Annotated in this window: 24 protein-coding genes; 9 read left to right on the forward strand and 15 right to left on the reverse strand. The window is 64.9% G+C overall.

Annotated elements, in window-relative coordinates; translation table 11 throughout:
- Positions 1-19: 19 nt before the first annotated feature.
- Genes addA through dapB form a run of 5 tightly spaced genes read right to left on the reverse strand, consistent with a single transcriptional unit; the run spans position 20 to position 9,249 of the window.
- Positions 20-3,400 carry a double-strand break repair helicase AddA gene (addA, locus tag PARACOCCUSGL_RS0100685; protein WP_010392024.1) on the reverse strand — a complete coding sequence of 1,127 codons (3,381 nt, stop codon included), beginning with the start codon at positions 3,398-3,400 and terminating at the stop codon, positions 20-22.
- Positions 3,390-6,332 carry a double-strand break repair protein AddB gene (gene addB / locus PARACOCCUSGL_RS0100690; RefSeq protein WP_010392027.1) on the reverse strand — a complete coding sequence of 981 codons (2,943 nt, stop codon included), beginning with the start codon at positions 6,330-6,332 and terminating at the stop codon, positions 3,390-3,392. The genes addA and addB overlap by 11 nt, the downstream gene beginning before the upstream one ends.
- Positions 6,325-6,996, reverse strand: coding sequence for a nucleotidyltransferase family protein (locus PARACOCCUSGL_RS0100695; protein WP_010392029.1), 672 nt, complete (start codon positions 6,994-6,996; stop codon positions 6,325-6,327). Before PARACOCCUSGL_RS0100695 ends, addB begins: the two co-directional genes overlap by 8 nt.
- Positions 6,993-8,411, reverse strand: a complete 1,419-nt coding sequence (locus PARACOCCUSGL_RS0100700; RefSeq protein WP_010392031.1) for a bifunctional tRNA (adenosine(37)-N6)-threonylcarbamoyltransferase complex ATPase subunit type 1 TsaE/phosphotransferase — start codon at positions 8,409-8,411, stop codon at positions 6,993-6,995. Before PARACOCCUSGL_RS0100700 ends, PARACOCCUSGL_RS0100695 begins: the two co-directional genes overlap by 4 nt.
- Positions 8,412-8,442: 31 nt before the next feature.
- Positions 8,443-9,249 carry a 4-hydroxy-tetrahydrodipicolinate reductase gene (gene dapB / locus PARACOCCUSGL_RS0100705; protein WP_010392033.1) on the reverse strand — a complete coding sequence of 269 codons (807 nt, stop codon included), beginning with the start codon at positions 9,247-9,249 and terminating at the stop codon, positions 8,443-8,445.
- A gap of 69 nt (positions 9,250-9,318) precedes the next feature.
- On the opposite strand from dapB, the gene rbfA reads away from it, so the two are divergent.
- Genes rbfA through truB form a run of 3 tightly spaced genes read left to right on the forward strand, consistent with a single transcriptional unit; the run spans position 9,319 to position 11,393 of the window.
- Complete coding sequence (rbfA, locus tag PARACOCCUSGL_RS0100710; RefSeq protein ID WP_010392035.1) at positions 9,319-9,750, forward strand: 30S ribosome-binding factor RbfA; 432 nt, start codon at positions 9,319-9,321, stop codon at positions 9,748-9,750.
- A complete protein-coding gene (locus PARACOCCUSGL_RS0100715) occupies positions 9,740-10,495 on the forward strand; it encodes a phosphodiester glycosidase family protein (protein WP_010392037.1) in 756 nt (251 codons plus the stop codon). Before rbfA ends, PARACOCCUSGL_RS0100715 begins: the two co-directional genes overlap by 11 nt.
- Before the next feature lies 1 nt (position 10,496).
- Positions 10,497-11,393, forward strand: coding sequence for a tRNA pseudouridine(55) synthase TruB (gene truB / locus PARACOCCUSGL_RS0100720; RefSeq protein ID WP_010392040.1), 897 nt, complete (start codon positions 10,497-10,499; stop codon positions 11,391-11,393).
- Between the two features lie 3 nt (positions 11,394-11,396).
- On the opposite strand, the gene PARACOCCUSGL_RS0100725 is transcribed toward truB, so the two are convergent.
- Genes PARACOCCUSGL_RS0100725 through PARACOCCUSGL_RS0100755 form a run of 7 tightly spaced genes read right to left on the reverse strand, consistent with a single transcriptional unit; the run spans position 11,397 to position 16,461 of the window.
- The gene (locus PARACOCCUSGL_RS0100725) at positions 11,397-12,044 is read right to left on the reverse strand and encodes a pseudouridine synthase (protein ID WP_010392043.1); all 648 of its coding nucleotides are present in this window, start codon (positions 12,042-12,044) and stop codon (positions 11,397-11,399) included.
- Complete coding sequence (locus PARACOCCUSGL_RS0100730) at positions 12,041-12,667, reverse strand: LysE family translocator (protein WP_010392044.1); 627 nt, start codon at positions 12,665-12,667, stop codon at positions 12,041-12,043. Before PARACOCCUSGL_RS0100730 ends, PARACOCCUSGL_RS0100725 begins: the two co-directional genes overlap by 4 nt.
- A 51-nt stretch (positions 12,668-12,718) precedes the next feature.
- Positions 12,719-13,114 (reverse strand): GFA family protein, encoded by a 396-nt coding sequence (locus PARACOCCUSGL_RS0100735; RefSeq protein WP_010392046.1) that lies wholly within the window; start codon positions 13,112-13,114, stop codon positions 12,719-12,721.
- Positions 13,092-13,544, reverse strand: a complete 453-nt coding sequence (locus PARACOCCUSGL_RS0100740) for a GAF domain-containing protein (protein ID WP_010392048.1) — start codon at positions 13,542-13,544, stop codon at positions 13,092-13,094. The genes PARACOCCUSGL_RS0100735 and PARACOCCUSGL_RS0100740 overlap by 23 nt, the downstream gene beginning before the upstream one ends.
- A 9-nt stretch (positions 13,545-13,553) precedes the next feature.
- A complete protein-coding gene (locus PARACOCCUSGL_RS0100745) occupies positions 13,554-14,396 on the reverse strand; it encodes an NAD(P)-dependent oxidoreductase (protein WP_010392049.1) in 843 nt (280 codons plus the stop codon).
- Positions 14,393-15,247 carry a glycosyltransferase gene (locus PARACOCCUSGL_RS0100750; RefSeq protein ID WP_010392050.1) on the reverse strand — a complete coding sequence of 285 codons (855 nt, stop codon included), beginning with the start codon at positions 15,245-15,247 and terminating at the stop codon, positions 14,393-14,395. Before PARACOCCUSGL_RS0100750 ends, PARACOCCUSGL_RS0100745 begins: the two co-directional genes overlap by 4 nt.
- Entirely contained in the window at positions 15,244-16,461 is a 1,218-nt protein-coding gene (locus tag PARACOCCUSGL_RS0100755) for an NAD-dependent epimerase/dehydratase family protein (RefSeq protein ID WP_010392053.1), read from the reverse strand. Before PARACOCCUSGL_RS0100755 ends, PARACOCCUSGL_RS0100750 begins: the two co-directional genes overlap by 4 nt.
- A 153-nt stretch (positions 16,462-16,614) precedes the next feature.
- Between PARACOCCUSGL_RS0100755 and PARACOCCUSGL_RS0100760 the strand changes: the two genes are divergently transcribed.
- From PARACOCCUSGL_RS0100760 to PARACOCCUSGL_RS0100780, 5 genes are all read left to right on the forward strand, one after another.
- On the forward strand, positions 16,615-17,061 hold the full coding sequence (locus tag PARACOCCUSGL_RS0100760; protein ID WP_010392056.1) for an Rrf2 family transcriptional regulator: 447 nt from the start codon (positions 16,615-16,617) through the stop codon (positions 17,059-17,061).
- Positions 17,062-17,205: 144 nt separating this feature from the next.
- Positions 17,206-18,054 (forward strand): shikimate dehydrogenase, encoded by an 849-nt coding sequence (locus PARACOCCUSGL_RS0100765; RefSeq protein ID WP_010392058.1) that lies wholly within the window; start codon positions 17,206-17,208, stop codon positions 18,052-18,054.
- Positions 18,051-18,650, forward strand: coding sequence for a dephospho-CoA kinase (coaE, locus tag PARACOCCUSGL_RS0100770; protein ID WP_010392060.1), 600 nt, complete (start codon positions 18,051-18,053; stop codon positions 18,648-18,650). Before PARACOCCUSGL_RS0100765 ends, coaE begins: the two co-directional genes overlap by 4 nt.
- Positions 18,643-19,362, forward strand: coding sequence for a DNA polymerase III subunit epsilon (gene dnaQ / locus PARACOCCUSGL_RS0100775; RefSeq protein ID WP_010392062.1), 720 nt, complete (start codon positions 18,643-18,645; stop codon positions 19,360-19,362). Before coaE ends, dnaQ begins: the two co-directional genes overlap by 8 nt.
- A gap of 47 nt (positions 19,363-19,409) precedes the next feature.
- Complete coding sequence (locus PARACOCCUSGL_RS0100780; protein ID WP_010392064.1) at positions 19,410-20,336, forward strand: YihY/virulence factor BrkB family protein; 927 nt, start codon at positions 19,410-19,412, stop codon at positions 20,334-20,336.
- Here PARACOCCUSGL_RS0100780 and PARACOCCUSGL_RS0100785 read toward each other — a convergent pair.
- From PARACOCCUSGL_RS0100785 to PARACOCCUSGL_RS0100795, 3 genes are read right to left on the reverse strand one after another with little or no spacing between them, the layout of a single operon-like run.
- A complete protein-coding gene (locus tag PARACOCCUSGL_RS0100785) occupies positions 20,333-22,114 on the reverse strand; it encodes a sensor histidine kinase (RefSeq protein ID WP_010392066.1) in 1,782 nt (593 codons plus the stop codon). The genes PARACOCCUSGL_RS0100780 and PARACOCCUSGL_RS0100785 overlap by 4 nt on opposite strands.
- A gap of 9 nt (positions 22,115-22,123) precedes the next feature.
- Positions 22,124-22,717 (reverse strand): RNA polymerase sigma factor, encoded by a 594-nt coding sequence (locus PARACOCCUSGL_RS0100790; RefSeq protein ID WP_010392068.1) that lies wholly within the window; start codon positions 22,715-22,717, stop codon positions 22,124-22,126.
- Positions 22,718-22,722: 5 nt separating this feature from the next.
- Positions 22,723-22,869 (reverse strand): NepR family anti-sigma factor, encoded by a 147-nt coding sequence (locus PARACOCCUSGL_RS0100795; protein ID WP_010392070.1) that lies wholly within the window; start codon positions 22,867-22,869, stop codon positions 22,723-22,725.
- Positions 22,870-22,967: 98 nt separating this feature from the next.
- Between PARACOCCUSGL_RS0100795 and PARACOCCUSGL_RS0100800 the strand changes: the two genes are divergently transcribed.
- On the forward strand, positions 22,968-23,774 hold the full coding sequence (locus PARACOCCUSGL_RS0100800) for a response regulator (RefSeq protein WP_010392073.1): 807 nt from the start codon (positions 22,968-22,970) through the stop codon (positions 23,772-23,774).
- The last annotated feature ends 30 nt before the right edge of the window (positions 23,775-23,804 follow it).

A 23,804-nucleotide genomic window follows, 5' to 3' on the forward strand; every position in this document is an offset into this window, starting at 1 on the left:
GGGGCGTATCGGACAAGAGCTATGCACCGCCGGTGCCGGGGTCAAGGCCCGCCATGACCCGATCCAGCAGCGCATCCGGCAGCACCATCAGGCTGCGCGCGACCGTCCACAGAACCGCAACCCCGACCTGCGCATCGGGCCAGATCTGGCGCAGCGCAGCGCGATAGGCGGCCATCTGGCGCAGAATGCCCAAGGGCACCGCCTCGGGCCGGTCGGGCACTTCGCGGTTCGATTTATAGTCAACGGCGACGATCCGTCCCGGCTCGATCACCAGCCGGTCCACCGCACCGGTCAGGGTGCCGATACCCGGAATATCGGCGGCCAAAGCTACCTCGGTCAGCACCTCGGCCTTGTCTGACAAGGCAAAGACCTGCGCAAGGTCCGGGGCCTCGATCACCGCGCGAACCTCATCCAGCAGCGCGCTCATCTCTTCGGGGCCGGGCAATCCGCCCTCGGCATCGGCAAGCACGTCGCGGGCGACCCCGGGCCAGTCCGAGGGGTCACGGTCGGGCAGATGCTCAAGCAGCAGATGCAGCCGGGTCCCGGCAAGCATTGCGGCCTCGGCGTCGCCATCACCATCGCCGGGGGTACCAATCACCTTGGCCCCACCCAAAGCGGTCGCTGCCACCGGCCGGGCCTTTGGCGGCGCAGGCGGCGGGGACGAACGCAGCCACTGCGGCTCATCCAGAGGTGCGCGGCTTTCCCGGATAGCTTCGGGCGCATTCTCGGGCCAGTCGCCAAAAGACAGGCGGCGGATCTCGCCGCCCCAAGGGGCGGGCAGGCGTGTTTGGGTCAGATCGCTGCGGCCCATGCCAGCTTCGACCATCGCGTGCCAGCTGTCCTCGCCCACGCCGGTATCACCGGCTGCGGCAACGATCAGCCAGCTTTCTGCGCGCGTCAGACCTACATAGAGCAACCGCTTGCGTTCCTGTAGCTGACGCTCGGTTTGCAGCGCGGCCAGCTCTTCGACCGGCTCGGGACGCTCGCCATTGCGGCCCCGCCACAGCGCCAGCCCGTCCGGCCCGACCAGCACCGGCATCTCGCGCGGGGCACGGCGTGTCGCGCAGTCGGGCATGATGACGATCGGGCTTTCCAGACCTTTCGAGCCGTGCACGGTCATCACCCGGATCAACCCTTCGCCATCTCCGGCGGAACCGGCCTGACGGCGTACCTCGACATCGCCCCCGGTCAGCCAGACCAGAAACCCGGTCAGCGAGGGGGTCTCCATGCTTTCATAGCTCAGCGCCTGGGACAGCAGCTCATCTATGCCGTCCTCGGCCTCGGGACCCAGACGGGCGATCAGCCGCTCGCGCCCGCCATGGCGGATCAGCAGGCGCTGGATCAGGTCATAGGGGCGCATAAAGCCGGTCTGACCCATCAGATCGGACAGCACCTCGACCGCATGACGGTGCTGGGATTCGCGCAACCGCCGCCACAGGTATTCGCCACGTTTTCGTCCCGAGGCGAGGCGATAAAGTTCCTCTTCGGACAGACCGAACAGCGGCGAGCGCAGGCAGGCGGCCAGCGACAGATCATCCTCGGGCGTGGCCAGCACCGACAGCAGGGCGCGGATGTCACGAACCGCCAGCTCTCCGGCCAGTTTCAGCCGGTCGGCACCGGCGACAGGCAGGTCCGCCGCCTTCAGCGCCGCGATGATCTCGGCAAAAAGCTCAGACCGGCGCTGGACAAGGATCAGCACATCCCCTGCGCGGATCCGGCGTGCCCTGCCGATCTTGGCGTCAAAGATCGGTTGGCCCAGCATGTCACCGACTGCGGCGGCGATGGCGCGGGCCAGCTGCACCGTTTCCGAATTCTCGGCCGGCTGATCGACCGGAGCGGTCCAGTCCCCCGGTTCGGGCTTTTCAGGTTTGGGGATCGGCGGCCACAGATCCACCCGGCCCGGCATCTTATCCCGAAAGGCGCGGTGCTGTGGCGGATCGCCAAGCCCGCGCGCCGCATCACCGGCAAAGACCTGATCGACCAGCGACAGGATCGCGGTCGAACTGCGGAAAGAATGGCGCAGCTCAAGCATCTGCATGGGGTTCTGGACCGCCTCGAACGCCTCGGCAAAGCCCGCGCGCCGGGCCTCGAATACGGCGATATCGGCACCCTGAAACGAATAGATCGACTGTTTGGGGTCGCCAACGACAAAAAGGCTGCGCCGGTCCGTTCGCGCCCCCTGACCCGAAGTGAACTCATCCGTCAGCCGTTCGATCACCTGCCATTGGGCGGGACTTGTGTCCTGCGCCTCATCGACAAGGATATGATCAATGCCGCCATCCAGCCGGAAAAGCACCCATTGCGCCATGCTGTTTTCGGACAACAGCCGTGCGGTGCGTTCGATCAGATCGTCAAAGTCCAGATGGCCATGCGCCGCCTTATGGGCGCGATAGCGGGTCAGAAACGCATGGCCAAAGCGGTGCAGCGCCAGCGTCCGCTCAGCATGGGTCAGGGCAACACGACGAGGGCGGGCGGCCTCGACCCGCTCCATCAGGATGGCAAGGTCGTCGATCAGCCCGGCGCAGGGACCGTTGCGCAGATCCTTGGTCGGAAAGCTGTCATATTTGGCGCTGAAGGGTTGCTTCGCCCCCGCACCGGTCAGCAGCACCGATTCAAGGATCGCAAGCTCGGCCAGCCCCGGCTGCGTCCAATTGCCGGGCATCAGCTTTTCTGCCGCCTTCTGGTCGGTGCTGCGGCCTTTCAGCAGATGCGGGATCAGCGCCGGAATGACCATCGCGCCATCCGCGAAACATTCCGCCAGCAGCGCCTGCATGTCCTCGCCAGGTTCAAGCCCGCTGGCCGCCCATAGCGTATCGCGGTCCGCAGGTGCATCGAACCCTCGCAACCCGGCAAGAAAGGCGTCAAGTTTGTCGCCGGAATGCAAAAGCAGAAGGTCCTGCAATTCAGGCACCTGATCGCGGGCCATCTCCTCGATGATCTCGGCGCGGATCAGGGCGGCGCTGCGGTCATCAAGTTCGGTAAAGCCGTGGGGCACCCCGGCCTCGATCGGAAAGCGGCGCAGGACCCCGGCGCAAAAGCTGTGGATCGTCTGGACCTTCAGCCCGCCCGGCGTCTCGATTGCGCGGGCAAACAGCCGGCGCGCGGCAGGCAGATCAGGCGCGCCCGCCTCGCCCAGCCGGGCCAGCTCGGCGCGCAGATCGGCCTCGGGCAGCATCGCCCATTTACCCAGTCGCGACAAAAGACGGTTCTGCATCTCGGTCGCTGCGGCCTTGGTATAGGTCAGGCACAGGATGCGCTCGGGTGCGGTTCCGGCCAGCAGAAGCCGCGCCACGCGGTCGGTCAGCACCCGTGTCTTGCCCGAGCCCGCATTCGCGGTCAGCCAGGTCGAGCGATGCGGGTCCGCCGCCCGCACCTGCGCCAGCGTCGCCTCATCCATCATCGCCGAACCTCTGCTTTTTCGGCATCTCGGTCGTGTCCCATTCCCCATGCCGTGACAGGTGGTCATAGTCGCTGGCATGGTCCGACCGCTCCATCGCCAGACGGGCGGTAAAGCCGCGCTCGCCCGTCAGATAACGGCGGATCAGGGTCACAAAGCCCTGCCAGGTTTCCTCGGCAAGTTCGGGGCTGAACTCGCGGCCCTGGGTTTTTCCCTCGCCGCCAAGCTGGATATAGCTGATCCCTTCGACCTCAGCCGGACCCAGCGCCTGAAAGGCTCCGTTCTGAACCATCGCCGCCTCAAGCGGCAGTTGCTTGTCGAAATGCCGGATCTGCTTATCGGTCGGGGGCGGGCCGGATTTGTAGTCATAGACATGCACCCGGCCGTCCTGCAGCAGATCCAGCCGGTCGGGTCGGGCGATCAGACGGAAATCCAGCCCCTCGACACTCAGGGCGCCGTATTCCTCGACCACGGTCGGGGTGCCGCGCGACAGCCGGTCGACCTCATCCGCGATCAGCCGATCAGCAATACCGGCGATACGCGCCCGCCAGAAAAGCCGCGCCGAGGGCCATGGCACCTCGGCCTCAAGCACCTCATCGGTGATGGACAGCAAGCGCGATTTCATCGCCGCAGGTGTCTCGGGCAGTTCGGGAAGGCCACGCAGAAAGCGGTCCATGATCACATGCAGGACGTTGCCCCGCTCGGCCGCGTCCGGCTCGGGGCGCAAGGGATCCAGCGCGCGCAGGCCCAGAACCCGGCGGGCATAGACCGAATAGGGGTCGCGGATCAGTGTCCGCACCTCGGTCACCGACATTTCACGCAGCGCCGGGGGCGGCGGGACAGGCGAAGGACGCGGCGCAGGCTCAGGCTGAATGCGCGGACGGGCCTGGACCTCGACAAGATCAAGCCAGTACCGACCGCGGCTGCGCATCGCCTCCAGCGCTTCGGGCCCCTGCTGGGCGGGCAGGCCGCCAAGCAGGTTCACAAGCCGGTTCAGCCAGCGCGAGGGGATCGTCTCGGCCTCGGCATCGCGGCGGGCGCGGGTCAGCACCACCTGCGCAGCGCCAACCGCCTGCTGAAAGTCATGCGCGGCAAGACCCACGCGCCGTTCGGGCAGGGTCAGCCCCGCTGCCAGCCGCATCGGCCGCGACAGCCAGGGATCAGGGGGCAGCGCCTGCGGCCAGCCGCCCTCGTTCAGGCCGGACAGGATGACCAGTCCGGCCTCGGGTCCGACCGCCTCGGTCCGGGCCTCACGCGGGCCGCGAAAACGGACCAGAGGATGGGCGGCCACATCCTGCCGCACCGCCTGACCTTGCAGCTCTTCGTAAAGCAGATCGCGGAATTCGCCCGGACGCAGATCATGGCCCATGGCGGCATGAGCGGCCAGATGGTCAAGCACCCCGCGCGCAAGCCCGCCCGATGCCTTGGCCCACAGTCCGGACGATTCTGCATCCCCCCCCGGACCCGCGGCCAGCTCTTCGGCCAAGGCGCGCAGATCGCGCAGCCGGTCGGCCAGCGGGCGCGGTGCCCGGTCGCGGGCCAGCGGCACGATCCGCTCAAGCAGACCTGCCAGCCACAGCGCCCAGGGTTTGCTAGAGGTATCGCCCCTGTCCGCCCAGTCCCGCAGCGCCTTACCATCGGGAAAGGCGGGGCCGTTGCGACGCAGGTGCAATTCCAGATCGCGGGTGTGGCGGTTGTGTTCGCGCCGGTAATCAGAGCCAAGCCCGGTTGCCGTCACCGGATGCTTAAGCAGCACCAGCAACGCGTCCACCATCATTTCCGTCCCGAAAAAATCGGCGACATGACGCAGGAACAGGCCGGGCGCGGTCAGTGGCAGGGGCTGACCGGCGGAATCGTCAGGGATGATGCCCCAGCGGTCCAGCGCTGACTGCACGCGACGGGTCAGCATGCGGTCAGCGGCAATCAGTGTCACCGGCCGGGCATCCCCGACCGCCTTGCGGATGATAAGCGCGACGGCCTCGGCCTCTTCGCCGGGACTTTCGGCTTCGATCAGTGTCAGGTTTGCGGTCGCAGGCGGCAGATCGCCAAGCTGCGGACCTTCCTCAATCCATTGGTCGGTGACTGGTGCAGGCCGCAGCGCCAGCGAAATCAGCCTGTTGCGTGCCGGATCAGGGGCCGCACCCTCGACCCATTCGCGGGGTGGGCCGAATTCCTCCAGAAAGGGCGCATAGCGGGCCTGGGGGTGATCCTCGGCCATGACATCCAGCCCGTCCCAGACCGATTGCGGCAGGTCGGCATCAAACCCGGGCAGCACCACCGCCCCCATCGGCAGGCGGGCCACGGCGCGCATGAAATCCCGGGTCGCGCCATGCGAGCCAGTCGAGCCCGCGACAATCACCGGCCCTTGCGGCAATTTCTCGCCCCGCGCCCAGGCAGCGGCAAGCGCCTCGGCCGCGGCGCGCTGCCGGGCCTCGCGGTCCTGCGGCGGATCGGCAAGATAGTAGCCCGCCGCAATCTTGAGAAAGGCCAGCGCCCGACCCCAATGCTGGGCATGTTCGCTGGCGTCGATCTTTTCAAGCGCCTCGGGACCAAGCCCCTCAAGCTGCATCTCGGCCATCAGCGCCGCAAGCGATGCCGCCAGTTCCGGCACCGACTGCCCTTGCGCCAGATCGGGATCGGCCCGCAGCGCCGCGTCTATCAGCCGCCCCAGCTCCAGCCGGCGGGCCAGAGGCGCGGTGGCCGCGCCGCCGCCCAGATCGGCGATCAGTCGCAATTGCGGCAAAAGCAGCGGCCCGCGCCGGATAAAGGCCTGACGCAGCGCCATCAGCGACTGACCCGAGTTCGCATAGACCGTGACCCGCGCCATCTCTTGCGGGGGGCGGCCCTCCATGCGGCGGATCAGCCCCTCGGCCAGCGCGCCGGGAAAATCGGCTCCGCAGGGCAGGGCGAACAGGCCGTTCTGCCAGTCACTCATCAATCAGTGCCTCGGCCAGCGGGATGCAGTCAGGCCGGCCAACGTCACACCACAGGCTGGGGTGGACAAGGCCGTAGGCCCGGCCCTCGGCAATCATCAGGTCCCACAGGCGGTTCAGCGAAAACACCTCATCGGGGATCTCGGCCAGCCGGTCGTGCCGGATGATCTGCGCGCCGCCATAGACCAGGTCCCCCTTGCGGATCAGCCGGCCTGCGGGGTCAAGGCTGAAATCTCCGCCCCCCTGACGGCCACGCGTCTGCGCAAGCGGCACCAGCATCAAAAGCGCGTCCATATCCTCGCGCCAGCCATCAAGCAGCGCGCGGACCGGGTTCGGACCAGTCCAGATCACATCGGGATTCACGGTGATGACCGGGCCCGGGCCCAGCAACGGCAGTGCCTTGCGCAGCCCGCCCCCGGTTTCAAGCAACAGATCGGATTCGTCCGAAATGGCGACATCCTGTCCGGCAAGGTGGTCACGTATCTGCTGGCCCAGATGGTGGATGTTCACCGCCAGCCGGGTGGCGCCCGCCTGCCGTCCCAGCGCCAGCGCCCGGTCAAGCAGCGTCTGGCTGCCGACCTTGATCAACGGTTTCGGTACCCGGTCGGTCAACGGCGCCATGCGGGTGCCCTTGCCCGCAGCAAAGACCATCATCGGCAAGCTCATCCGGCAATCCCTTCGATCACCTTGGGCGTGGGGGCGGGGACACCCTCCAGTGCCTCGACCAGCGGGGCCAGCGCAGGATGGGTCAGGTCGCGCTGGATCGCCGCCCAGACGCGCGGCATGAACGCCAGGTAGCGCCGCTTGCCGTCGCGCTGTGCCAGCCGGGCAAAGATACCCATGATGCGCAGGTTGCGCTGCGCGCCCAGCAGCGCATAGACGGCACGGAACCGCGCCTCATCAACCCCGGTCGCGGCGATGTAACGGGCGATCTGGGCCTCTTCGATCTCGGGCGCGACATCGCGGCGCGCATCCTGCAATGCCGAGACAAGGTCATAGGCCGGGTGCACCGCCACCGCGTCCTGAAAATCCAGAAGCCCCAGCGGAGCATCGTCGCGCCAGACGACATTCTCGGCGTGAAAGTCACGCAGACCCAGCACCGGAGGCATGTCCGCGGCCAGTTCGGCATGCAGCCGTTCGATCACCGGGGCGACCTCGGCCCCCTTGCCGGGCGCGCCAGCAGCGGCGGGGTAATATTCGGCAAAAAGCCCGACCTGATGGGCCAGTTCCGCCCCATCGAGGCGCAGCACGAAATCGGGCGGCTCGTGCCCATGCAACTGCACCAGAAGGTCGGTCATGCGATCATAGATACGCGGCGCAAGCTCGGGCTGGGCCTCAAGCACGCGGGCAACCAGATCGTCGCCCAGATCCTCGATCAGCAGCAGGCCCTGCGCCTGATCGGTGGCGAGTATCCCGGGCGCATGCAGGTCAAGGGCGCGCAGCCATTGCGTCATCGCCACATAGGGCGCGGTCACACCGGGCGAAGCATCCATCAGCACCGCACTGCGCCCGTCCGGTTCGATCAGCCGGAAGTAGCGCCGCGACGAGGCATCTCCGGCCAGCGGGACCAGCCGCGCCTCGGACCAGCCGGCGCGATGGATCAGCCGGGCAATGGCGGGCAGGCGGGTCATCGCGCCCCAATGCGGCTCGGCCCCGGCAATCGTGATACGGCGCAGATCGGGCGCCTCGGGCAAGGGCTCCAGCCCGATGGTCAGCGGATCGGGCAGGGGGCCGCCGTGTTCGGGCCATTCGATCAGCACGATCGCCTCACGCATGGCATCATCAAGGCCCAGCTCTTCCAGCTCGTCAGGATGGGTCAGCCGGTAAAGATCGGCGTGCCAGATCTCGGTCCCCATCGGGTCGGCATAGGTCTGGACAAGGGTAAAGGTCGGGCTGGGCACCTCTTCGGCCCCCGCACCCTGACGTGCGCGGATAAGGGCGCGGGCGAAATGCGTCTTGCCCGCACCGACCGGCCCCTGCAACGCGACCACGTCGCCGGGTTTCAGAACAGCCGCCATGATCCGCGCAAGGCATGCGGTCAGGTCGGCATCGGCATGATCAAGCGTCGCAAGCAGGGTCATCACAGGAAACCTAATGCGGGACGCGCCGCTGTCAAAGCCCCAGAACGTCGGCCATGTCGTATTCCCCCGGCCCCTTGTCCTGTCCCCACAGCGCAGCGCGCAACGCACCGCGGGCAAAGATGGCGCGGTCGGTGGCAACATGGCGCAGCACCACCCGTTCACCCGCGGTGGCAAAGATCACATCGTGTTCGCCCACGATATCGCCGCCACGAATGGCGCTGAAACCGATCGAGCCGGGAACACGGGCGCCAGTGATCCCTTCGCGCGCCGGGGTGCGCAGCTCGTCCAGGCTGTGGCCCCGCCCGACGGCGGCAGCTTCGCCCAGCATCAGCGCCGTGCCCGAAGGAGCATCGACCTTGCGGTTGTGATGGGCCTCGACCACCTCGACATCCCAGTCCTCGCCCAGGGTGGCTGCGATCCTGCGGGTCAGGCCGACAAGCAGGTTCACCCCAAGGCTCATGTTTCCCGCGCGTATGATCGGCGCATGACGGGCGGCCGCCTTCAGCTTGGCCAGATCTTCGGGCTCAAAGCCGGTGGTGCCGATCACATGCACGGCACGCGCCTGCGCGGTCAGTTCCGCAAAGGCCACGGTTGTCGCCGGAGTGGTAAAATCAATCACCGCCTGTGCCTTGGCAATCGCCTCGACCGGGTCGTCGGTCACGGTGATTCCCAGCGCCGCACCGCCCATTGCCTCACCCAGGTCGCGGCCGACCCAGGAGTTGCCCTCGCGCACGATGGCACCGGCAAGGCGGGCCTGATCCGAGGCAAGAACGGTGCGCACAAGCATCTGACCCATGCGGCCGGATGCGCCCGTGATGACGATTCCCGGTTTTTCCATACTCGATCTCCCGTTTCAGGCATGTCTATCCCGTTGCGGCGCGGGCCGCGACCCCCTACATCTGCGCCCATGGCACAGAACCGCTTTCATTCCGGCGCAGGATCTTCGCATCATGGCCCCTCGCAGCGCCAGCTTCGCGTCGGCGAGCTGATTCGCCGCACGCTTTCCGACGTCCTCCTGCGGGGGGACGTTCACGACCCCGACCTGAACCGGCATTCGATCACGGTCGGAGAGGTCAGGACTTCGCCCGACCTCAAGGTCGCAACTGCCTATGTGCTGCCGCTGGGCGGGCACGACGCCCAAGAGGCGCTGGCCGCGCTGCGCCGCAACTCGGGCGAGCTGCGCCACCTTGTCGCCAAGGCGATGACGCTGAAATACGCGCCGCAGCTGCGCTTTGTCCTAGACGAGACCTTCGACCGTATGGATGACACCCGCCGCCTTCTGTCCGAAGATCGCGTGCGGCGTGATATCGAATCGGCCCCGGAAGACGATGAAGACTGACCTCAGGCGCCGGCTTGGCCTCGCCATCGGCGCGCTGATCGCCATGACCCTGCCCGCCGTAGCAGGGATCTGCGAAAAGCGTGACTTTGACGGGCAGAACTATGTGATCTGCACGCTGACGGCCGAACAGGAGCCGGGGCTCAGGCTGTGGCTGAACGGTCCCGACGGGCGTGTTCTGGGCGATTTTACCTCTGTTCGCCGCACCCTCGCCGAAGACGAAGTGCTGGGGTTTGCCATGAACGCGGGCATGTATCACCCCGATTACTCTCCGGTCGGGCTTTACGTCAGTGAGGGCGTCACCCGACACGATCTGGTCACGGCGGGCGGAGGCGGCAATTTCGGCATGTTGCCAAACGGCGTCTTTTGCGCCGGCGGCACGCGGCCCTATCAGGTGATCGAAAGCCGCGCTTTTGCCAAGGCCCGGCCCGAATGCCGCATCGCCACCCAGTCGGGACCGATGCTGGTGATCGACGGCGCACTGCACCCGCGCTTTCTGGTGGACAGCGACAGCCGTTATATCCGCAACGGTGTCGGCGTCTCGCCCGACGGGCAGACGGCGTGGTTCGCCATCTCGGACCGCGCAGTGACCTTTCACGAATTCGGCCGGTTGTTCCGCGACGGGCTTGGGGCGCGTGACGCGCTCTATTTCGATGGCTCGGTCTCGCGGCTATACGCCCCAGACCTTGGCCGCGCCGATTTCGGCCGGCGGCTGGGGCCGATTATTGGATATGTAGGACAGAACTAGAATGGCGCGAAAAAAGGGACGCGAGATCCACGGTTGGCTGATCGTGGACAAGCCTGCGGGCATTGGCTCGACCGATGTGGTCAGCAAGGTCCGCTGGGCGCTCGACGCGAAAAAGGCCGGCCACGCCGGAACGCTGGACCCCGATGCGACCGGCGTGCTGGCCGTGGCGCTGGGTGAGGCGACCAAGACCGTGCCGGTCCTGACCGAGGCGCTGAAAGCCTATGATTTTACTGTGCTCTGGGGCGCCGAGACGACGACCGACGACGCCTCGGGCGAGGTGACAAAGACCAGCGACATGCGCCCTGACGAGGCCGCGATCCGCGCCGCACTGCCCGATTTCTCCGGCGAGATCATGCAGGTCCCCCCCGCCGTTTCGGCGGTCCGTGTCGATGGCGCACGCGCCTATGACCTTGCTCGTGAGGGCGAGACGGTCGAGCTTGCCGCCCGCCCGCTGTGGGTGGAATCGCTTGAGCTGCTGGCAGCGACCTCCGACAGCGCCGATCTGCGCATGGTCTGCGGCAAAGGCGGCTATGTCCGCTCGATCGCGCGCGACCTTGGCCGCAAACTGGGCTGCCTTGGCTATGTCGGACAGCTGCGCCGCATCTGGTCAGGCCCCTTCGACGCCGGGGACGGCTTTGCCTTTGACCGCATCGACCGCGCCAATCAGGCCGAGATCGAGGCCGCATTGCTGCCCGTACAAGCCGCCCTGACCGACCTGCCCGAGATGCAGGCGACCGAAATCGGCGCCACCCGTATCCTGAACGGCAACCCCGGTCAGGTTCTGGGCCATGCCGAGTTCGGCGAAGAGGTCTGGGTCAGCCGCAACGGTCGCGCCCTGTGCATCGGCCGTTACATGGGTGGCGAGGTCCAGCCATCGCGAGTCTTTAATCTGGGCTAAGGCTCAGAACGGCACGGGCGCGGAAAAGCTTTGCATGACACCGGTTTCCGGGTGTTTGAAACGCAGGCTTTCGGCATGCAGCATCAGCCGCGGGAAATCCGCCGCCGCGCCCGTCGCATAAAGCGGATCGCCAAGGATCGGGTGGCCAAGCTCGGCCATGTGCACCCGCAACTGATGGCTGCGGCCGGTGATCGGCATCAGCCGCACGCGCGTCTCGGCATCCGAGGATTTGACCACCCGCCATTCGGTCTGTGCAGGGCGACCCTGTTCATGATCGACCTTCTGTCGCGGGCGATTCGGCCAATCGACGATCAGCGGCAGGTCCACCATGCCGCTTTTCGGCTCAAGCCGACCCCAGAGCCGGGCGACATAGGTCTTTTTCGTGCGGCGGTCCTCGAACTGTCTGGACAGATGCCGCTGCGCATGGGGCGTCAGGCCAAAAACCATCACCCCCGAGGTGTCCATGTCCAGCCGATGCACCAAAAGCACGGTGGGAAAGGCCGTGCGCAACCGCTCGATCAGGCAGTCGGCGCGATCTTCGCCCCGGCCGGGCACGGACAACAGGCCCGCCGGCTTTTCTACCACGAGGATTTCGTGATCGGCATGGATCACGCGCGGCTGCTCGGCCGTCGGCTGATAGGAAAAGCTCATTTCCAGACCAGCCGCAGCGCCAGACCGGCAAACATCACCGCCGCGATGCGATTGACGACGCCAAGCCTTTGCCCGATCACCTTGCCTGCAAGCCCCGCGACCACGCCATAGCCCATGGTGACCAGCGTCCCCGACAGGGTGAACATCAGCCCCAGCCCCAGAATCTGTTGCCATATCGGGCCGTATTCCGGGCGGGTAAACTGGGGCAGAAAGGCCAGCAGGAACAGCACCGGCTTGGGGTTCAGCAGGTTTGACAGCGCGCCGCGGCGAATGATGTTCCAGCTGCGGCTGGCGGCGCTGGTCTGTGGCGTGATCGCCCCGGCGTTCCAGCTTTTCCATGCCAGAAACAACAGATAAGCCGCCCCGGCATATTTGATCGCCGCAAGCGCGCCCGGATGGGCGGCAACCAGCGCGCCCAGACCGATCGTCGCCATGACGACATGGCAGACGACGCCAAGCCCGACCCCGAACCCGGCCAAAGCCCCCGCGCGCGGCCCGTTCTGTATGCCACAGGCGCTGGCAAAGAACACATCCTGCCCCGGCGCAAAATTCAGCACCAATGCCCCGGCCATGAAGGCCAGAAGCTGTTGCAACGGAAAATTCGCCAGCGTGTCCCAGATCATCGCGCGCCCCTTTTTTTCCCGCCGCCTATGCCGGGCGGCGCACGGCGTCAACTATTCGTGCGGATCCTGAGGCAGCCCGTCGATGATCTGATAATAATCACCCTTGTCGGTGACAAAGATATGCCCCTGCAACCGCAACCCGGTCGGGCTGTCGATGGCGCCCGCCGCCACGTCGATAACGGGGGACCCGTCGCGCTGCCAGAACAGCGAACTGCCGCATTCGGCGCAAAAGCCGCGCCGGGCGATGTCCGAGGCGCGATACCATTTCACCTCGCCCTCGATCTGCAGCGACCGGGGCAGAATCGCAGCCCAGTAATGCCCCGACCAGCGCCGGCACTGGCTGCAATGGCAGGCCTTGAGGTCATGCCCTGCGTCATAGGTGCCGTGAAAGCGGATGGCGCCGCAAAGGCAATGGCCAGTGAATTCAGTCGCGTCCGAACGTGGCATCAAGGATCTCCTGCAGGCGGCCGGCGTCTTGTTGCGTAAAGGCGTCGGGCTGGTCGCTGTCGATATCCAGAACGCCGACCAGCCGTTCACCGCTGGAAATGACCGGGATCACCAGTTCGGACCTTGTCGAACTGGCGCAGGCGATATGTCCGGGAAAAGCGTCCACATCGGGGACAAGCTGGGTTTGCCGCGTCTGCGCCGCCGCCCCGCAGACCCCACGCGAAAACGGAATCACCAGACAGCCATGCCCGCCCTGATAAGGGCCGATCTTAAGCAATCCGGGCTCGGTCACGCGATAAAAGCCGGTCCAGTCGAAACGGTCGTCCGAGTGGTGGATTTCGCAGGCCAGCGTTGCCATAAGCGCGACCTCGTCGGTCTCGCCATGGGTCAGGGCACGGATGCGGGCAGCAAGGTCATCATAATCTGGCATATGGCCAGATTAACCACGGCTCGCGGCACTGTCACCCTGCAGATCACGCAGGATCACGGGCATCTCGCGCCGTAAAAACGCCCTTCCGCCCGGCCTCCAACCCAAAGCCTCCAGCCGGGAGCAAAGCGGCAGGCGCAGCACCGAGGCATCGGCCCGCCCGGGCAGGACCGTTCCGCAGCCGGTCAGCCGCGCCACCTCGGCCAGCAGGTCCTGCCGGTCCAGCACCAGATCGCTGACGTTATAGCTGCCCGCCATCGCGGGATCGGCCAGTACCATCAGCGCCGCATTGGCAAGGTCCGCACCATGCACCTCGGTCGCGACGCGGGGGGTGGGGGTCTGGCCCTGCAGGAAATCCGCAATCAGCCCGGCCCATTTCTGCGGCGTGCCCGGGCCATAAACGCCGGTCGGGCGCAGGCTGGCGGTCAGGAAAGCGGCATCCGCCATTTTGAACAGCGCCGCCTCGGCCCGTGCCTTGACCTCGCCATAAAGACTGGTCGGCGCGGGGGGCAGATCGTCGGGCAGCGCCATCCCCTCGGGGTGACCGTCATGCACTGCACGCGAGGATAGAAACAGCACCCGGCCCACCCCCTGATCCCGGGCCGCACGGAAAAGCATCAGCGAGCCATCAAGGTTCGCGCGCAAAAATCCCTGCGGATCGTCACCCTCACCGCCGCGATAGCGCCCGGGCAGGTGGTGAAATGCAGCATGTATCAGCGCATCGCAGCCCGAAAGACCGGGCAGATCGCCCAGCCGCCAACCGGGCAGTGTCAGCACCTCATGCCCCGCCCCCAGCGCGGCGCGATGCAGCCAGCGCCCGACGAGGCCCGAAGCCCCGGTCACCGCGATCCTCATGCCCCGCCCCCTGCCGCACCGGGCGGGGGTGGCAGATCGCGCAGATCAGGAACCGGACCGTCGCCGGCATGGGCGCGCCACAGCTCGATCAGCGGGGCAAGCTGCCGGGCCTTGGCATGGTCCTGCCACGGTTTTTCATACTGGTAATGCAACACGCGGATATCCTGCCAGCGCCAGAGCTGGGGCAGGTTCAGCCACACATATTGCAGCATGTTGTCGAACACCGGCAGGCCGTGCCAATTCGGAAAGAAGCTTTCCAGGAACGTCTGGTCGGTCCTCCGCCAGAACTGCCCCGGCTGGTCCAGACGAGCCAGCATTGCCTGAAAGGTCATCGCCGAAGGTCTCGCCGTGAACACACCCGAGTTCAGCCGATGAAAATCGGCCAGCGATTCATAGACATTCGGCGCGGCCGAAAATTCGGGGTAGTCGAAAAGCCGGTCGATGTTTTGCAAAACGATGGCATCGGCGTCGATAAAGACCACCCGCGCATAATCCAGCTGCCACAGCCGCAGCTTGGCAAAATTGTCCAGGGGCGTGTGAAAGGGCGGCTTTTCACCCTTGGTAAAAGGCGCTGCGCCATGCAGCCGGTCACGGGCATGCAGTACATTGAACCCCTCGGAGGTCGGCAACAGATCGACGCGCACCGGCCGCACATCCAGTGCCCGCAACCCCTCGACCGCATCCGAGGGCAGGTCAGTATAAAGCAGGACCAGATCGGCGCTGGTCCCGGTCCGCCGTAACGAGCGAAACAGCGCCGCCGCCCCGGTCGCATAGTCGGGGTTGGTGGCCAGCGTGACAAAGGCGCGGTCGGACCGCGCCTTGCCTTCTGGGTGAATGCCTTGGGAAATCACGATACGGAACGCAGCCTGTTGCCTTCGGGATCATGCTCAAGCCGGCGCGCAAGATCGCGGGTCCAGGCCGAGACCGCCGGCACGCGCGAACGGTCGATGCGATGGGCATATTTGCGCGCCACCTCGACCACCTCGGACAACAGACCTTCGGCAAGAGTAATCGGTTCCAGACCCAGCGCCAGGAACTGGTCGTTCTTGACCACCAGCTCATTCTCATCGGCCTCTTTGCGGGGGTTCGGCAAATAGGCGACCTCGGCCCCGGTCAAGCGCGCGATCATCTCGGCCAGGTCCCGGACGCGGTGGGTCTCGGTCATCTGGTTAAAGATGCGCACCCGTTCCCCGGCCTGCGGGGCGTCGTTCAAGGCCAGCTCGATACAGCGCACCGAGTCCTGAATATGAATAAAGGCACGCGTCTGGCCGCCGGTGCCATGCACAGTCAGCGGATAGCCGATCGCCGCCTGAATCAGAAAGCGGTTCAGCACCGTGCCGTAATCGCCATCATAGTCAAAGCGGTTGATCAGCTGTTCGTGCCGGCGGGTCTGATCGGTATGGGTGCCCCAGACGATCCCTTGATGCAGGTCGGTGATCCGCAGCCCGTCATTCTGGGCATAGAACTGGAACATGATCTGATCGAGGCTCTTGGTCATGTGATAGACCGAGCCGGGACGGGTCGGGTACAGGATCTGCTGTTCGCGCGGGCCGGCGGGCGTGTCGATCGAGACATCCAGATAACCCTCGGGGATCGGGGCGCCAACCGTCGAATAGCCATAAACCCCCATGGTACCCAGATGAACCAAATGGGCATTGATGCCGGTTTCGACCAGCGCAGCCAGCAGATTATGCGTGGCGTTGATGTTGTTGTCGACGGTATAGACCTTGTGGCGGTCGGTCTTCATCGAATAGGGCGCGGCGCGCTGTTCGGCGAAATGGATGACCGCGTCGGGACGGTATTCGGCCAGCCACGCCTTCAGCCGCTCATATTCGGTGGCAAGGTTCAAAAGGTGGAAATGGATGCGCCGCCCGGTCTGCTCCTGCCAGATGCGGCAGCGTTCCTGAATCGAATCCATCGGCGTCAGCGATTGCACCCCCAGCTCGGTGTCGATCCAGCGCCGCGACAGATTGTCCACTATATGGATATCATGGCCCAGGTTCGACAGATGCAGGGCCGTCGGCCAGCCCACGAAACCGTCACCGCCAAGAACTGCGATACGCATGGTCTTCTCCTCGCTTTTGCCGGCAGGAATGCGCTGGCAATGTGTCAAAACGATAACGCTTTGGTGTCGGTTCCTAGACGAAATAAAACCCTGCCTGCAAATTCTTGCCGAAATCATTGCATGATGAGACAGTGAACACTAAGGATTTCCTTTATGATCTCGCAGAAAACGAAATATGCCATCAAGGCTCTGATGGCCCTGGCAGATGAGGTAGCCGCCGGCGGCAATGCCCTGACGATCGAAGAGATCGCGCAGCGATCCGGCGCACCCAAACGTTTTCTCGAACATATCATGCTGGAACTGCGCAACGCCGGCTATGTCGGTTCGCGGCGTGGCCGGGCAGGCGGCTATGTGCTGATCAAGCGACCTCAGGAAATCTCGATTGGCGAGCTTTTGCGTCAGGTGGACGGGCCGATCGCGCCTTTGCCCTGCCTGTCGCGCCGGTCCTACCAACGCTGCGAGGATTGCGAGGACGAGGCGACCTGCCGCCTGCGCCGCATGTTCGGACAGGTGTTCTGGTCCTACCTGCTGCTGATCGAATCGCTGACGCTGGAAGATCTGGTGGCCGAGGGCGACCTGCCGGAAATCAGCCTGGCCTGAGACATTGGTTGCATTCCTGCCATGGCGGCGGGGGACAAAGGGGCGATGCCGCTTGACCCCGGCACGGGGGGGCGGCAGTTGTGAGGCAACATATCTGTCCGATGCCGGGGTGATGACCCCATTGGAAAGCGCCGCAGGTTCGCCATGGTTGATACCCCCTCTGCCTCACGTAACGTGCCGATTGCCGGCGTCATAGGCTGGCCGATTGCACATTCCCGCTCGCCCCGGCTGCACGGGCACTGGCTGCAACGCTATGGTATCACAGGCCATTACGTGCCCCTGCCGGTGATGCCCGAACATCTGGCCGAGGTTCTGCGCGCCATGCCGCGCATGGGTTTTGTCGGTGCAAATGTTACCATCCCGCATAAGGAAAGCGTGCTGGCGCTGGCCGATGTCGTCACCGACCGCGCGGCGCTGATCGGCGCAGCGAATACGCTGATTTTCCGCCCAGATGGCAAGATTCATGCCGATAATACAGACGGTTACGGATTTATTGCCAATATCCGCCAGCATGCGCCGGACTGGAGCCCCGGCCTTGGCCCGGCCGCGGTGATCGGGGCCGGGGGTGCGGCGCGGGCGGTGGTCGCCTCGCTGCTGGAAAGCGGCGTACCCGAGTTGCGCATCACCAACCGCACCCGCATCCGGGCCGAGCAGATCAAGGCCGAGTTCGGCGCCAAGGTCGTGGTCTATGACTGGGCACAGGCCGGCAACATGCTGGAGGGCGCGGTGACCGTGGTGAACGCCACCTCGATGGGGATGGAGGGCAAGCCTCCGCTGCGGGTGCCACTGGACGCGCTGGCATCCGGAACGCTGGCCACCGATCTGGTCTATACCCCGCTGATGACTTCCTTTTTGCAAGAGGCGCAGGCCCGCGGATGCAAGATCGTGGACGGGCTTGGCATGTTGTTGCATCAGGCAACCCCGGGCTTTGAACGCTGGTTCGGCCACCGCCCCGAGGTCGATGACGAACTGCGCCGGGCCGTTCTGGCATGAGCTTCCGTCTTGGCCTGACGGGTGGGGTCGGCATGGGCAAATCGACCGCCGCCGGGATGTTTCGCGACCTTGGCCACCCGGTCTGGGATGCGGATGCGGCGGTGCATCGCCTCTATGCCCCGGGCGGCCGCGCGGTCGCTCCGGTCGCGGCGGCCTTTCCCGGTGTGCTCGGCCCTGATGGCAGCATTGATCGCGCCGCCCTGCGCGAAAAGCTGGCGGCCAGGCCCGAGGGTTTTCGCCGCCTTGAAGCCATCGTTCATCCCCTGGTGGCCGAAGATCGCGCCGCCTTTATATCCACTCATGCCGATGCGCCCATTGTGGTCCTGGACATCCCGCTGTTGTTCGAAGGCGGGATGCAGGCGCAGATGGACGGCGTGGCGGTTGTCTCGGCCCCGCCCGAGGTGCAGCGCGCCCGCGTCCTTGCCCGACCCGGCATGACCGAGGCGAATTTCCAGATGATCCTGTCGCGCCAGATGCCTGACGCCGAAAAACGCAAACGCGCCGACTGGGTAATCCCTTCGGACACGCTGGAAGGCGCGCGCGCCGCCATTGTGGACATCTGCAACCTGATCATGGCAGGTAAGGCCCATGCGTGAGATCGTACTGGATACCGAAACCACGGGCTTTGACCCCGATACCGGCGACCGCATCGTCGAGATCGGCGCGGTCGAGCTGATGAACCACCTGCCCACCGGGCAGACCTTTCACGTCTATATCAACCCCGAACGCCCGATGCCGCAGGAGGCATTCGAGGTGCACGGTCTTGGCGACGACTTTCTGCGCGACAAGCCCAAATTCGCTGAAATCGCCGCCGATTTCGTCAAATTCATCGGCGATGACGCCAAGCTGGTGATCCATAACGCCAGCTTTGACATGAAATTCCTCAATGCCGAGCTAAAGCTGTGCGGCTATCCGACCATGCCCTACAGCCGCGCGATCGACACCTTGGAAATCGCGCGCAGTCAGTTTCCGGGGGCGCAAAACTCGCTTGATGCGCTGTGCCGGCGCTTTCGTATCGACAACTCGAACCGGACGCTGCACGGGGCGCTGCTGGACAGCGAATTGCTGGCCGAGGTCTATCTGGCCCTGCGCGGGGGCCGCCAGCCGGGGCTGGTTCTGGAGGGCGGGCCGCTGCGCGGCCGCTCGGGCACGGGAGCTGTGTCGCAGGGCAACGGCCCACGCAGCGCACGTCCACGCCCCCTCCCCCCCCGCATCACCGCCGCCGAGGCCGAGGCCCATGCCGCCTTTGTCGAAAAGCTGGGCGAAAAGGCGGTATGGCTGCGCTATCTCAGTGCCGGGACCAACTGACCAGCGGAACCTTTGCTGCGGGGAAACCCTTTCCTCCCCGCCGTTTCATGCAACCGATTAACGAGGGCGGGCTATTGATCAGGGAATGGTGGCAGTTCCTTCTGGCGATCTTTGAACGGATGGACAAAATCCACCTCAGCCTGATCGCGGCCGGCGTTGCCTTCTACGCCATGTTCGCAGTCTTTCCGGGTCTTGCTGCGCTGTTTGCGATCTGGGGCCTGTGGTACGACCCCCAGGTGATCGAGGAATATGTCCACGCCACCGACGGTTTCATCCCGCCCAGCGCCGCCGATATCATCTATGGCCAGATCAACGCGCTGGCGTCGGCCGGGCGCACGCAACTGGGCTGGGCGACGGCGATTTCCTTTCTGATCGCCACCGTTTCGGCCCGCGCGGGCGTTGACGGGCTGATCCGGGGGCTGAATGCCGCCTATGGTGTGCGCTCACATTCGACGGTCATGGGTTTTGTCCTTGCCTATGTGCTGACGCTGGTCATCGTCGCGGTCTGCGCCCTTGGCCTTGCGATGATCGTCATTTTGCCCATCGCCTTTACCCTGCTGCCCGGAGTGCTTTTGCCCACTGGCTGGCTGACCGGTGCACTGCCGTGGATGGCGATCTTTCTGATCGTGCTGCTGGTGATCGGCATCCTTTACCGCTACGGCCCTAACGTGAAGGCCCCGCGCACCCCGATCTTTACCTGGGGTTCGGTTTTTGCGGCTCTGGCCTGGGCCGCGGCGTCCTATGGATTTTCGGCCTATCTTGCCAGCTTCAACAGCTACAACCGCATCTATGGCTCGATCGGTGCGGTGATCGCACTGCTGATGTGGTTCTATCTGGGCGGGTTCACCGTCATGCTGGGGGCGGTTATCAATGTCGAGCTGGCCCGCCGCCGCCGAGTCGTGGCCGCACGAAAACTGCGCCAGGCAGCACGCGAAGCCAGCATTCCAGTCAGCAAGAAAGACCAGGGGGCCTAATGTCGCGCACCCGGTCGTGCGGCCGAGGTCAGCACCACCGGCGGCGTCTCGACCGGTTCACGCTTGTGCATATGCTCGACCCGGAAACGCAGGGTAAGAAGGAAACGGCCATCACCGGTCTCTTGCCGCGCCTCGCCCTCAAGCTGGGTCGAAAAGGCCTCGATCAGCTGGCTGCCAAGCCCCGTCCCTTCGGCAAGGCTGGTGGTCCCCAGCGAGTTCTCGACCTCCAGAACCGCATGTTGCGGCCCGTCTGCGCGCAGCGAGACCCGGACCCAAGGCTCACCCTCCGGGTCTGACGCGCCGGAATATTTCAGCGCATTGGTAAATGCCTCGGTCGCAAGCAGGCTCAGCGGGACCGCCTGATCCGGCATCAGCTCAAGCGGCTCAAGCCGGGTGTCGATACGCAGCCCCGCCCCCGGACCCAGCGTCGCATTGGCCATCTGGTTGATGATGTCCTTGATCAGCCGGTCGGCATGGACCGAGTCCAGATGCTCGGCCTGATAGAGGTTGCGATAGATTGTGGCCAAAGACGCAACCCGGTCCTGAACCGACCGCAGCACCCGGCGCGCGTCGTCGTGGTCGATCACCCGGATCTGCATGTTGATGATCGAAGCGATCAGTTGCAGGTTGTTCTTGACCCGGTGATGGACCTCTTTCAGCAAGACGGTCTTTTCGTTGACTGCCGCCTCCATCGCCTCTTCGTCACGGATCAGGATGCGGGCCATATTGTGGAAAGTCTGGCTCATATCCTCGATTTCGGCCGGGGCGTCGATCAGAACCGGGGGTGGGGCCGAGCGGTCGCCGATGGCAAAGCGGCGCATCTGGCCACGCAATTCGCGGATATGGCGCAACACCAGCCGGTAGACGGCGAAATAGGCAACGGCAAGCGAAGCCGCCCACAGGATCAGCGGCAGGATCAGCGCCGTGCGCCGGGTGATGTCGATGCCGGTGATGCCGGATTCGGCGCGGTTCCACGAACCCAGCGCATAGACCAGCCCCGGCACCACCGGCACGACGCTATAAACCCGCCGTTCGCCAGAGTTCGAGATGTCGCGGAAGGTGGTCTCGCTGCGCGACAAAAGCGAGGGCAGGGATTTGCCGCGCGGCAGAACCTCGGTGATGTCACCGTCACCCTCGCGGTCCGAAGAGATCACCTCGCCCTGGTTGTTAAAGGTCAGGATGCGCGCGCCATCCGTCTCAAGCCCCGACACATGGGCCGAGCGCAGCAGATCATGCGACATCGAAACGGTGACAAAGCCCAAAAGCTCTACCCCGCTGTAAAGCGGCTGGATAACCACCACCACCGACCTTCCGGTGACCGGACCGTGCTCGCTGGTGGTGACCAGCGTGCCGGGGCTTTCGATGAATTGCTGAAAGGCCGGCGTGCCACTGAGATCATGCACCCCCCGCACCGAGGAACATTCCGTCACCCCGTCCAGCCGGGTGAAGCCGGCATAGACAAAGTTCACCGTGCGCTGCACCAGCCCGCGCATGATATCCGAACAGGCTTGCGGACGGTCCATCGTCTCAAGCACCGCCGGACCCAGCGCATCTGCGGTGCCGAGCGCGCTTTGCAGCAACGCCCGCTCACCCGCAGCCGAAGTGGCGGTGCGACCCAGAAGCGCGATCTCGGCCGAACGTTCATATTCACGCGACAGATGCAGCGTCTGAATGACCGAGATCAGGCCGATGGGCAAAATCGCCACCGACAGGAGGCCGCCCAGCCGAAAACCAAGGCCCTTGCTGAATTCCAGCCTGTCCAGAAAGCGCCGCAGCACGATCGAAACTCAGCGCAGAATCGGGGTATTCAGTGCCATGACAGCCAGAGTGGTACGATCCGTCATCTCGATTTCTTCGCCCTCTTCCAGATGCAGAAGCTCGGCCAGGCGACGACGGCCCCGGTTGGCGCGCGACTTGACCGTGCCCACGGCAACACCGGTCATGGCCGCCGCTTCCTCATAGGAAAAGCCCGAAGCGCCCACCAGAATCAAGGCCTCGCGCTGCTCGTCGGGCAGCTGTTCAAAGGCCACGCGGAAATCATTGAGCGCAAGACGGCCGTCATGGTCGGGGCGGGTGGCCTGCCGGGCGGCATGGATGCCGTCGGTGTCGTTCACCTCGCGCCGCGTCTTGCGCCGGGCAGAATAGAAGGTGTTTCGCAAAATGGTGAAAAGCCAGGCGCGCAGATTGGTTCCGGGCTGGAATTTTTCGATATTTGCCCAGGCCTTAACGATGGTGTCCTGCACCAGATCGTCAGCCGAGGACCCGTCACGCGTCAGCGACAGGGCAAAGGCGCGCAGCGCAGGCAGGTGCTCGACCAACTCGTCCCGAGGATCTGCATGGCCTTCGGGACGGGCGGGGCGCACCGATTTCTGATCGGTCATCCAGTTCACTCCTGCTCGCGCAGTTTTTCCAGCAGTTGCAGGAATTTGTCAGGAACTTGCTGGGATACATCCTGTTCGTAAACGCGGCGCAGATTTTCGTCGATCTGCTTCTGGATGGCTGCTCGCCTGCGTTCCTCACGCCTGGTATTCATTTTTTAGTTATTCCCGGTAATCTTGTGCGCACGTTGCCTAACCGTTACCTATCCAATCAGGTTCCATCACACGACGCATTTTTTTTGAGGTATCCCAAATGACCGCAGCGGATCTTGCCCAGTCCATCAGCCGGGAACTTCCCTACCTGCGGCGCTATGCGCGTGCACTGACCGGCAGTCAGACCGCCGGCGACAATTACGCCGCCGCGACGCTAGAAGCAATCCTGTCCGATCGCAGCCTGATGGATGGCGAGGATGACACCCGCATCGGGTTGTTCCGCACCTTCCACGCGATCTGGCAAAGCTCGGGCCAGCCCGTCGATATCGAGGCCCAGTCCCCTCGCGAAGCCCGCGCCCAGGCCCATCTGCGCAGCCTCACCCCGAATTCGCGTGAGGCGCTGCTTTTGCGTACGATCGAGGAACTGCGCTACGACCAGATCGCCCGCGTCATGCAATGCACCCAGCCCGAAGCCGAAGAGCTGGTGCAGATCGCACTGAACGAAATGAGCCGCTCGATTGCTGGCAAGGTCATGGTGATCGAGGATGAAACCATCATCGCCATGGACCTGAAGGGCATTGTTCAGTCGATGGGCCATGATGTGACCGGCATTGCCCGCACCCATAGCGCCGCCGTCGATCTGGCCAAGCAAAAGCGCCCCGACCTGATCCTTGCCGATATCCAGCTGGCAGACGGTTCATCGGGGATTGATGCGGTGAACGAACTGCTGCGCGACCTTGGCGACATCCCGGTGATCTTCATCACCGCCTTCCCCGAGCGGCTGCTGACCGGCGACCGGCCCGAGCCGGCCTTCCTGATCTCAAAGCCCTATTCCGAAGAGCAGGTGCGTTCGGCTGTCAGCCAAGCCATGTTCTTTGCCACGACCGAAGGGCTGAGCGCCGCCTGACGACCCCTGACGGGCGGCCCCGTACGGGGC

The sequence above is a fragment of the Paracoccus sp. TRP genome (assembly GCF_000185925.1).
Taxonomy (GTDB): domain Bacteria; phylum Pseudomonadota; class Alphaproteobacteria; order Rhodobacterales; family Rhodobacteraceae; genus Paracoccus; species Paracoccus kondratievae.